Source organism: Bacteroides sp. ET489, from assembly GCF_030518095.1.
Classification (GTDB): domain Bacteria; phylum Bacteroidota; class Bacteroidia; order Bacteroidales; family Bacteroidaceae; genus Bacteroides; species Bacteroides ndongoniae.
This window is the reverse complement of the sequence record NZ_JAULLJ010000009.1, coordinates 1-12,400: the sequence shown is the minus strand read 5'-3', so window position 1 is coordinate 12,400 and position 12,400 is coordinate 1. Positions and strand designations below refer to the sequence as shown.

Annotated in this window: 9 protein-coding genes and 1 tRNA gene; 5 read left to right on the top strand and 5 right to left on the bottom strand. The window is 53.2% G+C overall.

Going from position 1 to position 12,400, the window contains the following annotated elements:
- The first annotated feature begins 6 nt into the window (after positions 1-6).
- Complete coding sequence (locus Q3C19_RS07015; protein WP_302728197.1) at positions 7-2,034, top strand: NPCBM/NEW2 domain-containing protein; 2,028 nt, start codon at positions 7-9, stop codon at positions 2,032-2,034.
- Between the two features lie 93 nt (positions 2,035-2,127).
- Here Q3C19_RS07015 and Q3C19_RS07010 read toward each other — a convergent pair whose 3' ends face one another.
- On the bottom strand, positions 2,128-5,382 hold the full coding sequence (locus Q3C19_RS07010; protein WP_302728195.1) for a S41 family peptidase: 3,255 nt from the start codon (positions 5,380-5,382) through the stop codon (positions 2,128-2,130).
- A gap of 150 nt (positions 5,383-5,532) precedes the next feature.
- Here Q3C19_RS07010 and Q3C19_RS07005 point away from each other — a divergent pair.
- Positions 5,533-5,603, top strand: a tRNA-Gln gene (locus tag Q3C19_RS07005).
- A 70-nt stretch (positions 5,604-5,673) separates the two neighbouring features.
- Here the strand turns inward: Q3C19_RS07005 and Q3C19_RS07000 are convergent.
- Positions 5,674-7,044 carry a leucine-rich repeat domain-containing protein gene (locus Q3C19_RS07000; protein ID WP_302728193.1) on the bottom strand — a complete coding sequence of 457 codons (1,371 nt, stop codon included), beginning with the start codon at positions 7,042-7,044 and terminating at the stop codon, positions 5,674-5,676.
- Between the two features lie 325 nt (positions 7,045-7,369).
- Here Q3C19_RS07000 and Q3C19_RS06995 point away from each other — a divergent pair, with 325 nt between their 5' ends.
- The 3 genes from Q3C19_RS06995 (at position 7,370) to Q3C19_RS06985 (ending at position 10,154) form a co-directional block, all read left to right on the top strand.
- On the top strand, positions 7,370-7,573 hold the full coding sequence (locus Q3C19_RS06995) for a hypothetical protein (protein ID WP_302728191.1): 204 nt from the start codon (positions 7,370-7,372) through the stop codon (positions 7,571-7,573).
- Positions 7,574-7,982: 409 nt separating this feature from the next.
- Positions 7,983-8,786: a gluconate 5-dehydrogenase gene (locus Q3C19_RS06990; RefSeq protein WP_022162778.1), complete on the top strand. Its 804-nt coding sequence runs from the start codon at positions 7,983-7,985 to the stop codon at positions 8,784-8,786.
- 132 nt (positions 8,787-8,918) lie between these two features.
- Entirely contained in the window at positions 8,919-10,154 is a 1,236-nt protein-coding gene (locus tag Q3C19_RS06985) for a DUF4861 domain-containing protein (RefSeq protein WP_302728189.1), read from the top strand.
- A gap of 95 nt (positions 10,155-10,249) precedes the next feature.
- Here Q3C19_RS06985 and Q3C19_RS06980 read toward each other — a convergent pair whose 3' ends face one another.
- From Q3C19_RS06980 to Q3C19_RS06970, 3 genes are read right to left on the bottom strand one after another with little or no spacing between them, the layout of a single operon-like run.
- Positions 10,250-10,876, bottom strand: coding sequence for a response regulator transcription factor (locus Q3C19_RS06980; RefSeq protein ID WP_302728187.1), 627 nt, complete (start codon positions 10,874-10,876; stop codon positions 10,250-10,252).
- The gene (locus Q3C19_RS06975; RefSeq protein WP_302728185.1) at positions 10,842-11,909 is read right to left on the bottom strand and encodes a sensor histidine kinase; all 1,068 of its coding nucleotides are present in this window, start codon (positions 11,907-11,909) and stop codon (positions 10,842-10,844) included. Before Q3C19_RS06975 ends, Q3C19_RS06980 begins: the two co-directional genes overlap by 35 nt.
- An 18-nt stretch (positions 11,910-11,927) precedes the next feature.
- On the bottom strand, positions 11,928-12,374 hold the full coding sequence (locus Q3C19_RS06970) for a hypothetical protein (RefSeq protein WP_302728183.1): 447 nt from the start codon (positions 12,372-12,374) through the stop codon (positions 11,928-11,930).
- Positions 12,375-12,400: the final 26 nt, after the last annotated feature.

The following is a 12,400-nucleotide window of genomic DNA, read 5'->3' as shown; positions in this document are numbered from 1 at the left end:
AAATGTATGAAGACTAAAAGACTTTTGATTGTTGCCAGTCTGGTATTGGCAAATACGATGGCTGCCTGTGCCCAGTCGAAGACTGTATGGCTGGACGATTTGGATCTGACAGCCATGACTCAGGGATATGGCATGCCGATGAAGAACAAGTCGATTGACGGACGAAAACTTACCATTGGTGGGCAAACCTTTGAACGTGGAGTGGGAACTCACTCTGTCAGCGAGGTGGCTATCCAGCTGGATGGTGGGGCAACCCGTTTTACCGCCCAGGTAGGTTTGGATGATGAAGTACTGGAGCGCAAGAATGCGGCCGAGTTCATCGTGATAGGCGACGGTGCACAGTTGTGGACCAGTGGAATAGTCAGGGTGGGCGATGCTCCCAAAGAATGTTCTGTTTCGCTGGACGGCGTAAAACGGCTGGAACTGTTGGTGAAGGAAGGCGGTGACGGTCCGCATTACGACCATGCCGACTGGGCCGATGCAAAGATTTTGTCGAAGGGATCAGATAGTTTCCCAACCCTGAAGTTTATAGCAACGGAGCCTTACATATTGACTCCTCCTGCTCCTGCCACTCCGAGAATAAATTGTGCACCGGTGTTCGGCGTACGTCCCGGTTCACCCTTTCAGTTCCTGGTGGCCACTACGGGCGACCGGCCGATGAAGTTTTCGGCATCCGGACTGCCTGATGGACTGGAAATCAATCCGGAGACAGGACTGATAACCGGCAAGCTGACAAAGCCCGGTACGTATGAAGTAACCTTGAAAGCAAAAAACAAAAAAGGTACGGATAAGAAGAAGTTCTGCATCGAGTGCGGCGACCGGATTGCGCTGACTCCCCCGATGGGCTGGAACAGCTGGAATTGCTTCGGTCACGAAGTTTCTGCCGAGAAGATTAAAAAGGCTGCAAGAGCCATGGTAGAAAGCGGACTGATCAATTATGGATGGACCTACATCAACATAGATGATTCGTGGCAGCACCACCGCGATCCCAACGATCCGACCAGAGGCGGCAAGTTACGCGACGACAATGGATACATCTTGCCCAATGCCAAGTTCCCCGACATGAAGGAGCTGACCGATTACGTTCATTCGCTGGGACTGAAGACCGGCATATACTCTTCGCCCGGCCCGTGGACTTGTGGCGGCTGTGCTGGCAGTTACGGATACGAGAAACAGGACGCCGAGATGTATGCCAAGTGGGGTATCGATTACTTGAAGTACGACTGGTGCAGCTACGGCGGTGTGCTCGACCGTGATTTGGATAAAGATCCCTATAGCGTAGGTTCGCTGGAGTTTCAGGGAGGTGGCGACTCAATTTTAGGAAGAAAACCGTTCAAGATTATGGGCGACTACTTGCGTCAGCAGCCTCGGGACATCGTTTACAACCTGTGCCAATATGGTATGGGCGATGTCTGGAAGTGGGGAAATGCCGTTGGCGGACAATGCTGGCGTACTACCAATGACATTACCGATACGTGGGAAAGCGTCAAAGGCATCGCTTTGTCGCAAGACCGTTCGGCGGCTTGGGCAAAGCCCGGCAGTTGGAATGACCCTGATATGTTGGTAGTGGGCATTGTAGGATGGGGAAATGCTCATCCGACAAAGCTGAAGCCCGATGAACAGTATCTGCACATCAGTCTGTGGAGCCTGTTCTCTGCCCCGTTGCTGATAGGTTGCGACCTAGAGAAGCTGGATGACTTTACTTACAGCCTGCTGACCAATAACGAAGTGATTGCCGTCAACCAGGACCCGTTGGGTAAACAGGCCACTTGCGTACACTCCATCGGCGACCTGCGCATTTATGTGAAGGATTTGGAGGATGGCGGAAAAGCCGTCGGCTTCTGCAACTTCGACCGCGAGAAGGCCAGTCTTTCTTTCCGCGATTTCGACAAGCTGGGCATATCGGGCAAGCAGACGGTTCGCGACCTTTGGAGACAGAAGGATATTAAAGTGCTCAATACATCAGAAGAAGCATTGGAACTGGAAGTCCCGGCTCATGGTGTACTGCTTTATAAGTTCCGGAAAGGACGCTGATAACCAGTCCTTTGGAAATACAAAAGAGACTGCATCCCGGCGGGGTGCAGCCTCTTTTCTTATAACAGTATGCCTGGCAACGGATGTGCCGGTTTATTTTCCGATTTCTTTCAGCAGTTCGTCCACGGCGGCTTTCAGCTGCGTGTCTTCACCTTTGACGATGGTTTCGGGAGCATTCAGTACCAGAATGTCGGGTTTCAACTGGGAGTTTTCCAGATAGGAGCCGTCGGGCAGGCGATAGCCTACAACGGGGATACCGAATACCAGCGAACGGTCCTGAAGCGTTTCCCACGACACACTGGTCATGGTACCCGGTACGGGAGCGCCTACCAGTTTACCCAGTTTCCGGTGGCTGTACACCCAGGGCGTACCGTGAGCGTTGGAGTAGTTGGCCTCGCACTGCAGCATGATGCTGGGCTTGTTCCAGCGGCGGCTGGGCATGTCGCAGGCTTCGCGTCCGCGCACCACCTGTGTGAAGTATTTCTGTCCGCTGAACAACACTTCGATGTCTTCGTGCAGACGTCCGCCGCCGTTGAAGCGGGTGTCGATGACGATGCCTTCGCACTTGTTATACTTACCCAGGATGTCCGAATAGATGTTGCGGAAACTGCCGTCGTCCATCGACTGGATGTGTACGTAGCCCAGACGTCCGCCCGACCAGCGTTCTACGTCGGCTGCACGCTGTTTTACCCAGCGGCGATAGAGCAGGCTGTTCAGTGAGCCACTGGTGATGGGTTTCACCACCTCGTCCCAGCGTTCGCCTGTAGCGGGGCTGTAGAAGGATACAAGTATCTTGCGACCGGCCTTGCCGTTCAGCAACTGGCTGATGTCGGTGTTGGCGTCGAGCGTTTGTCCGTCTATCTTCTCGATGCGGTCGCCTGCCTTTACTTTGGACTTGGCGGTATCAAAGGGACCTTTTTCCACTACTTCGTCTATCAGCAAGCCTTCGCCACGGTCGGTCCAGCTATAGAGCAGACCCAGGTTGGCAGTAGCGTCGGTAGCGAGCGACGGATAGTAGCGTCCGCCCGTGTGCGATACGTTCAGTTCGCCCAGCCATTCGCTCAGCAGCTCGGCAAAGTCGTAGTTGTTGCTGATGTGGGGCAGGAATTTGCGGTAGTCTTCTGCCATCTTATCCCAGTCTACACCGTGCATGTTCAGGTTGTAGAAGCGTTTCTTTTCCTGCTTATAAACGTGATCGAACATGTAGGTACGTTCGTCGGCCAGGTTCATCTTCATTTCGGCGCGGTAGGTGATGGATTCCAGTTTATCGTTCTTGGTGTTCATCTTCTGCATGCTGCGTCCGCTCAGGATGAAGAGGTTGTCGCCCTTCTTATCCAGTGTGAGCGATGCCCAACCTGCGTCCATCTTCTTCAGCAGCTTGGTATCGCGCTTGCGCAGGTCCATCTTCCAGAGGTCGTAGCCGCCTTCGAAGGCCGACATGTAGTAAAGGCTTTCGCCGTCGGCCGAAAGGATGGCATCACCCAGGTTTGAAGAGTTGGGCGTGAGGCGCACGATACGGTCCTCGATGCCGTCCAGTTCCACTGTGATGAGTTTCGTTTCTTCCTTCTTGTCGGCTTCTTTCTTGTCTTTTTTGTCCTTATCGGCTTCTTTGCTTTCTTTCTTCTTGTCTTTATCGGCTTCTTCCTGCTCTTTCTTCTGAAGTTCGTAGTCCTCCTTGCTGAGGCGGAACTTGTCGTAGGCGTCCTGGTTGAGGAATACCAGCATGGCATCTTCGAGCGAACCCCATGAAGCGTGGTTGCGCATACCATAGCGTTCGGTACTGAAGAGAATGGCATTACCGTCCATTACCCAGTGGGGTGACGAGCTGAAGTAGCCGCTGCCAGTCAGGTTGAAGATTTCTCCCTTGCCGTCGGCACTCACCAGACCTATGTCGGTATAGGGGTCGTGCCCATTACCGATGAATTCGAGGGCGAACCATTTTCCGTCGGGCGACCACTGGTAGTTGAATCCGCCGGAAGTGTTGTACCATGTGGAGCCGTCGGTAATCTGGCGTACCTTTTTGGTGTCGAGGTTAAGAACCATCAGGCGATTGCGGTCTTCGATGAAGGCCAGTTCCTTGCCGTCGGGCGAGAAGGTAGGCATGGTACGCTCTACGGTGGTGGAGGGCAGCAGCACTTCTTCGTCGATCAGGGTGGCGTTGGCAAAGTTGGGGTCTTCCTTGCGGGCTATCTTGGCTAAGTAGAGTTGCCAGTTACCGCTGCGCTCGCTGGCATAGGCCAGGGTGCGACCGTCGGGAGCGAAGCAGACGTCGGCTTCGGCGGCAGCGGTGTGGGTAATCTGCTTGGTAGTGGCATAGTCGGCCGAAGTGACAAACACTTCACCGCGTATCAGGAAGGCCACCTGTTCGCCGTCGGCCGAAGGCGTGGTCGAAGTGGCTCCGCTGCTGAAGTTGAGGCGTGCCACGGCGTCGGTGTCGTCACCGGTCAGACTGATTTTCACCTTCTGCGGCCGGCCGTCGGGAGTCTGTGTGTAGATTTCGCCGTCGTAAGTATAGCAGAGGGTACCCTTGGCTTGCGAAAGGAAGCGTACGGGGTGGGTCTTGAAGGTGGTGACGGGCTGGGCTTCCTGCGGGTTGTCTATCTTCATGCGCCATACGTTGAAGCTGCCGCCGTTGCGTTCGCTCAGGAAGAAGACGTCGGTGCCGTTATCGGCCAGAATGGGATTGCGGTCTTCGCCGGGGCGGTTGGTCAGATTGGTGTGACGGCCGGTGGCGGCGTCGTAGCGCCAGATGTCGCGGGTGACGGACGAGGTATGATGCTTGCGCCATTCGTCCTCAAAGCCTTTGCGGTCCTGGTAGAGGAAGGAACCGTCGGCCTGTGGCAGGAAGTTAATCATTTCGGCAGGCGTGGCCAATATCTGTTCGGTACGTCCGCCTGCTGCGGGAACGGCATAAAGTTCGGTCATGGCCGAGGTGGGGAAGAGGGCACTCGAAGCCGGGTCCTGAAGGGCGGCGTTGAAGTAGACTTTCTTGCCGTCGGGCGAGAAGGCGGTGGGTACTTCGGAAGCCGAGTTATAGGTCAGTCGTTTGGCACTTCCGCCGTCGGCGGGCATTACAAATACATCCATATTGCCATAGCGGTCGCTGGCAAAGGCGATTTGCTTGCCGTCGGGCGACCATACGGGCGATGATTCGTAAGAGCTTTGTGAGGTGAGCCGCACGGCTTCGCCTCCCTGTGCATTCACTTTGTAGAGGTCGCCTTTGTAGCAGAAGGCGATCTGGGTGCCGTCGGGCGAGATGCGTACGTCGCGCATCCACAACGGAGTCCCGCCCCAGGCGGTAGCTGTAGCTGCCATACCCAGCAGCAGATAGCATGTCAGTTTTTTCATAAAAAGATAGAATTGAAATGAATACTTGTTCTATAAAGGGCAAAAATAAGGAAAATAGGGAAACGGACTAAAAAAACAGATAAATAATTTGGAGCATATTTGTAAAACCCATATCTTTGCACCGCTTTTTAACAGAAAGCACCTGAAGTTTGGACTATGGTGTAATGGTAGCACAACAGGTTTTGGTTCTGTTTGTCCAGGTTCGAATCCTGGTAGTCCAACATCCAACGTAGGAAACCCTTAAGAGCAGATGCTCTTGAGGGTTTTCTTTTTTTGTGCTCCGGTGGAGTATCAGCCTTCTTCTTTTATTTTATTGTGATAACTCGGGTAGGCCTCCCAGCGTGTACGGTAGGCCTCTGTCCGGCCTTGGGGAACAATCAGGGCGGAGAGTTGGCCAAGGAAGGGCAGGACGTTGTTGCCCAGTGTGGGCGGTTCCTTTCCTTCGAAGCGCAGGGTGGCGAGGGCAAAGCCGGTGCGCAGGGCGTAGTCACCTATTTCCTTTACGTGGGCAGGCAGCGTGATTTCTTTCAGTTGTTCGCATCCGCTGAACGTCCATCCCTTCAGGCTGGCGAGGCTTTGAGGCAGGGCGATGTGTTGCAGGGCGGTGCAGTCGCTGAAGGCGGCTTCGTGAATGATGCCGTCGTAGGTCGTGGCTGTGCCGTGGCTTTTGACGGTGACGAGCCGGGTGCAACGGTAGAAGGCGTAACTGCCTATCTGCTGTATGCCGTCGGGCAGGGTAACGGTGCGCAACGTGGCAATCTCTCTGAACGCGCCGTCTTCCACGCTGCGCAGGGCAGGGGGCAGACTGACCGATTCGAGACGGGTTGCCATGAAGGCTTGTGCCCCGATGCTTTCCAGTGCCTGGGGCAGTGTGGCGACCTTCAGACCGCTTTCGCGGAAAGTTTCGTCTTCGATGCGGCGCAGGGCGGTGGCGGAAAGGTCGATGCCGGTCAGGGCGATGCAGTCTTCGAAAGCGTGCGAGCCGATGGTTTTCAGCGAACTGGGCAGGGTAACGGCCGACAGTTGCCGGCTGCCCGCGAAAGCCTGTGTGCCGATGGACTCCAACCCCTCGTTCAGCACGACGGACTCGATGCGGGAGTCGCGGAATGCGCCGTCGGCGATGCTCCGGACTTCGGCCGGAAAAACGAGGTGGGTGACGCTGGAGTCGCGTAGTCCGGTGACTACCCCGTCACTGATAAGCAGGTATTTGTGACGGGTCGGGCTATCGGGGCTGATGTGTTCGGCTTCGTCGCCTGTCTCCATGCGAACTATGCGTCTCCGGCCCGGGCGGACGGTTACCAGTTGGCTCCACCAGCGGTAGTTGCGGACGTCGTAGTTTTCTTCGACCACGACGTACAGGTCTTGTGCCGAGCGGCTACCTTTAAACCACTCTTCGGCATCGAGCGTAAAGCGTGCCTTGCCTTCCTTGTCGGTCCGGCTTTCGAGCAAGGCTTTGGTCTGCGGATTGTTCTTAAAGGTTTCGTAGTCGGAAGCGTTGAATACTTTGACGGTTTTGTCCGCCTGCGGTTCTCCTTGGGGATTGCGGACGATGACTTCGATGATAGGTGTGCCGCGGCGCTCTACGGGCTCATCCTTGCCGCAGCTCTGGAGCAGCAGGCAAAAGGTCAGCAGGGCTACGGACAGAAATGTAATCTTGTTCATAATGGCTCTGGTTGTTGTTGAGAATGGATAATACGGATTGTTCACTCTACAGCGTCAGAGCAGAGGGTGCGGCATAGTTTGTTGCATGACGGGTGTAGGTTGCCTCCTGCCGTCGGGCGAGAGGAACCGGTTTGAGAGAGAGGGCGCAAAGATACGACAATTACAGAAAAGAAAAAGGGGGTGGCACATGTTGTATAACATATATCGTTTTGACACTTTGTATTTTCTGTTTGCCGAGAATGCGTTTTTTCGACCCGACGGACAGGAAGACCGAAAATTTTAAAGCGATTTTCTGTATTCGGCTGATGCTTAGATGGGTAGCGAAATGTTTACAATTGAAATAGAGAAAAAACGTCCTGAATTCGTCCGAAAAACGGAGTTTTTCGTCGCCGCAACCGGTTCGGACGAACACCACAAGCAATCTGGCCGAGCCATACAAGCATTGTTCGCGAGCCGCACAAGCAATCTGCCCGAACGGCACAAGCGTTGTTCGTGCGGCGGACAGGCATTTTCGGGCATAAATATGTGAAATCGGGCTGTTCCCGACGTATGTTTATGCAAAACCAGCACTTGTTTCTGACTGCCCGATGCGTAGTTTGGCGATAATGAAAAATGGATGTGGCAGCCGGATGCTGTTTTTGCTGACAGAACGAGCTACTGCCAACCATAACGGCGACATATTGTATACTTGCTCCGAACCGTTTCCCAACCGTATATCTACCTCCGGACAGGGAGTTTTCCGGCATCGCCTTCCGGGGGATACTTATTGTATCTTATCTTCCTTAATCGTTAAACTTTCCTCCATTTGTACGATATTGGCACAGTTTTCGCACGAAATTGTGCACAGTCTTCGTTTACTTTTGCTACATTTGCATTGTGTACGCAAACGGTGTACGCAACAAGACGAACTTGTTTACTTAAACTTAATATTTATCATTATGAATCAGTATTTGAATTTTTCATTGGAAGGTAAAGTAGCCCTCGTTACAGGTGCTTCTTACGGTATCGGTTTTGCCATCGCTTCTGCTTTTGCAGAACAAGGTGCAACTATTTGCTTCAACGATATCAATCAGGAATTGGTAAATAAAGGTCTGGCCGCATACGCTGAGAAGGGTATCAAGGTACATGGTTATGTGTGCGACGTTACCGACGAACCTGCAGTACAGGCTATGGTTGCCCAGATTGAAAAAGAAGTAGGTACGATTGACATCCTTGTAAACAATGCCGGTATCATCCGCCGCGTGCCTATGCACGAGATGGAAGCAGCCGATTTCCGCCGCGTAATCGACATCGACCTGAACGCTCCCTTCATCGTATCGAAGGCCGTACTGCCTGCCATGATGAAGAAAGGCCACGGTAAGATTATCAACATCTGCTCTATGATGTCCGAACTGGGACGCGAAACCGTATCGGCTTACGCAGCAGCTAAGGGTGGCTTGAAGATGCTGACCCGCAACATCTGCTCTGAATATGGCGAATACAACATCCAATGTAATGGTATCGGCCCGGGTTACATCGCTACTCCGCAGACAGCTCCGCTTCGCGAAAAGCAACCCGATGGCAGCCGTCACCCGTTCGATTCGTTCATCTGCGCCAAGACTCCTGCAGGCCGCTGGCTCGATCCGCAGGAACTGACTGGTCCTGCCGTATTCCTGGCTTCTGAAGCTTCGAATGCAGTCAACGGACACATCCTTTATGTAGATGGCGGTATCCTGGCTTACATTGGCAAACAGCCTAAATAAACGAAGAAACAACAAACAACAGAGGGTGTGTCCTGTGTGGGCACATCCTCTTTCTTTTAGGCACCGACGGCACAACCGGAAGTTGTAACCCGTCTCCGCCTCATTGTTTGCTAAACGAAAAAGACATTACGTATGAAAAAAATATTCCTGCTCTGTATGTCGGCATTCTTCTGCTTTGCATGTGCCGACAGCAAAAGTACGCTGACTGTCACCGTAACCAATCCCCTGCCCACCGAACGTGCGGGCGAGATGGTGGAAGTGTCGATGAGCGAAGTTTCCGACCTGCTGAAACTGGCCGATACGGCTCAGATTGTCGTGCTGGACAAGGAAGGTGAACAAATACCCTATCAGATTACCTACGACGGTAAACTCATCTTCCCCGTCACAGTAGCTTCGGGCGCAACAGCCGCCTATACCATCGAGCCGGGTACACCCGCCGAAGTAGACGTGAAGGCCTGCGGACGCCAATATCCCGAACGTGCCGACGACATGGCCTGGGAGAACGACCTTGTAGGTTTCCGTGCCTACGGTCCTGCCTTGCAGGCTCGTGGCGAGAAAGGCTTCGGCTACGACCTCTTTACGAAGTACAACACTACCGAACCCATTCTGGAAGACCTCTATGCCAGCGAGTTGAATCCCGAATCGTGGAAGAAGGTGAACGAACTGCGCAAGACCGACAAGAAAGCTGCCGACGAACTGGTGAAGACTTTCTCTTACCACGTAGACCACGGTTATGGCATGGACTGCTACGCCGTAGGCCCCACACTGGGTGCCGGAGTGGCTGCGCTGATGGTGAACGATACCATTATTTATCCCTGGTGCTATAAGACAGGCGAAGTGCTGGACAACGGCCCGCTGCGTTTCACCGTGAAGTTGGAATTCAATCCGCTGACCGTGAAGGGCGACACGACTGTAGTCGAAACCCGTGTCATCACACTCGATGCAGGTTCGCACCTCAACCGCACAGCTGTTTCGTACACCAGCCTGAAGGAGACAATGCCCGTCGTTACCGGTATTGTGCTTCACGAGCCCAATGGAGCTGTAACTACTTCGGCCGAGGGCGGCTACATGACTTACGTCGATCCTACCACCGGACCGGACAACGGCAAGATACTAATGGGTGCGGCTTTCCCTGCCGACGTGAAATCGATGAAGACCGTGCTTTTCTCGCCCGAGGAAAAGAAGATGCGTAACAATGCCGACGGACACGTACTAGCCGTGAGCGACTACGAGCCCGGTTCGGAGTATGTCTATTACTGGGGTTTCGCCTGGGATAAGGCCGACATCAAGACGCCCGAAGCCTGGAACAAGTATATGGCCGACTTCGCCCAACGGTTGCGTAATCCGCTGAAGGTAGAAATAAAATAAAAGCACAGGCGGCTTTGTGCTTGCCCAAAGATGTGCTTGGATAGAACGAGGGTGTGCCAAATTAAGAATATTAATTTTGGCACACCTTTCTGTTTTCAGAAAAGTGTCTTCCCTTTGCACACCAGCTCGGCCACGTTTTTAGCTTCCAGCTTTTCGAGCAGGCGTTTGCGGTAGGTCTGCACCGTGTTGACGCTCAGAAACAGCATCTGGGCTATCTGTGCCGTGCTGAGTCCTTGTGAGAGATAGGTCAGTACTTCTTTCTCGCGTTTCGACAGTACAGGTACCTTATGTATGTCGTGTTTCGGATCGTCCTGTTTCAGTTCGGCAAACGCACGGCTGAAGTAGCGTTCGCCTTCCCTGATTTGCCGGATGGCGGTGTCCAGTTCGCCAATGCTGTCATTCTTCGAGACGGCTCCGTCGATGTCTACATCGGAAAGTTGGGCAACGGTCCACGGTTCTTCGTGCATGGTGTAAATCAGTATGCGGCATTCGGGCATCTGGCTGTGCAGGTACTCGATGGCCTTAAATCCGTTGCTGCCGGGCAGCTCCAGGTCGATGATGCAAAGGTCGAAACGCTCGTTGCTAGCAGCCTGTTTCAGCTCTTCGAGGCAGTCGGCACTTTTGCATACTACGTTTTCCTGTCGCGATGCCAGGGCTACGATCCCTTCCGCTACGATGGGATGGTCGTCAACGACCAGTAGTTTGTATTTCTTCTTGTTCATTTTGTGGTATTTCCAGTTGTAAGGTAAAACAGTTGTTTCCGTCCGATGCCTGTTGGCTGACTTGTGCATGGATGGCCTTGATGCGGTCGTCTACCGTGCGCAGCCCTATTCCTCTGCCGTTGTGGGGCGATTGGCTTGTGTACGGAGTGCCGTTGTCGGTTATCCGCAAGGTATATCTTGTCCGGCTTTCCGCTTGCAAGTTGATGTCTATGCGGCTGGCATCGGTATGCTTGACGGCGTTCATGGTCAGTTCCTGAACGATGCGGTACAGTTCGTAGGCCGTGCGGTTGGGGATGAGGCGCGATGCATTGCCGGCGGTCGGTGTGTACGCAATGTGCCTGCCAGTGTTCTCGGTCAGGCTGGCAGCATAATGGCCGAGTATCTCGTCCAGACTGAGCTGATCGAATTCGGGCGGCATCAGTTCGTGCGAAATGTTGCGTACGTTGTTCCTCAGTTGACTTACGAAACTGCCCAGTTTCTGGAGGTTATCGGCTGTAGCAGAGCTTTCTATCTTCATTTGCAGTCCCAGCAGATCGTTGGCAATGCCGTCGTGCAGTTCTTTGGCAAAATATTTGCATTCGGCTTCCAGACCTTCGATGTAGCGTTTGGCCGAGTTCAGTTCGTTTTCCTGCTTCAGCAGTTCTATTTTTTTGTCGGCTATCCGTTTTTTGTAATACAGTATCAGCAGGACTATGAAGGCCAGGGTCAGCAGGCATCCCGCTGCCACGGTGATTTTCAGCAAGAAGGTTTCGTGCTCCAGTTTTTCCTGTTGCAGGTGGGCTATTTGCAGCTCTTTCTCCTGTGTCTGGTACTTTACGTTGAACTCTGCCATCTGTTGCGTCAGATTGTGCTGTGCCAGGGTATCGGTCCACATGCGCGCGCTATCCATGTAAGCGTAGGCCAGTTGATGGTTTCCGGTGGCGTCGTAGCATTGTGCTATCTGTGTGAGCAGGGTTTTGGGTTCGCTTCCTATATTTCTGTTCCGCAGCCACAACAGGTCGTTCAGGGCTTTGCTGTAGTTTTTTCTGTTCATTTCGGTCGAGGCACGCACCTATATGAATCCGATGGCAGGAACGGAGTTGGCAGGGATGTCGGCCAGCAGCCGGTTGCCCATTTGCAGGTAGTAGTCTACGGAGTCGGGCTTTTCCTGTCGTTCGAATACCCTTAATATCGAGGGCATGCACCTTATCTTTAGGCTTGCGGCATTCTCGCCGGCGTTGCAGGCTATCTGCCAGGCTTTGCGGATGAATTGTTCGGCTTTCTCTATTTTGTTCAGTTCGGCTTTGATACCGGCTCCAAGTTGCCAGGCCGAAAAGTTGACGTAAGCGTCATCGGTTTTGGATACGTGCTGGATGGCCAGTTCGTTGTACTTCTCGGCTTCGCTTAGTTGCCGGATGTTGAAATAGAACACCGATACATTATTATAAATATGTGTGATCCAGCTTTCATCTTTGTATTTCAGGGCTGCTTCGTGTCTTGTACTGATATAGGTAGACACATTTTAATAACAAAAATGTGAATCAA

Coding starts and splice junctions, on each gene's coding strand:
- Q3C19_RS07000 (WP_302728193.1), bottom strand. CDS start 7,044: ATGAACAAGATTACATTTCTGTCCGTAGCCCTGCTGACCTTTTGCCTG.
- Q3C19_RS06990 (WP_022162778.1), top strand. CDS start 7,983: ATGAATCAGTATTTGAATTTTTCATTGGAAGGTAAAGTAGCCCTCGTT.
- Q3C19_RS06980 (WP_302728187.1), bottom strand. CDS start 10,876: ATGAACAAGAAGAAATACAAACTACTGGTCGTTGACGACCATCCCATC.
- Q3C19_RS06995 (WP_302728191.1), top strand. CDS start 7,370: ATGTTTACAATTGAAATAGAGAAAAAACGTCCTGAATTCGTCCGAAAA.
- Q3C19_RS07015 (WP_302728197.1), top strand. CDS start 7: ATGAAGACTAAAAGACTTTTGATTGTTGCCAGTCTGGTATTGGCAAAT.
- Q3C19_RS07010 (WP_302728195.1), bottom strand. CDS start 5,382: ATGAAAAAACTGACATGCTATCTGCTGCTGGGTATGGCAGCTACAGCT.
- Q3C19_RS06975 (WP_302728185.1), bottom strand. CDS start 11,909: ATGAACAGAAAAAACTACAGCAAAGCCCTGAACGACCTGTTGTGGCTG.
- Q3C19_RS06985 (WP_302728189.1), top strand. CDS start 8,919: ATGAAAAAAATATTCCTGCTCTGTATGTCGGCATTCTTCTGCTTTGCA.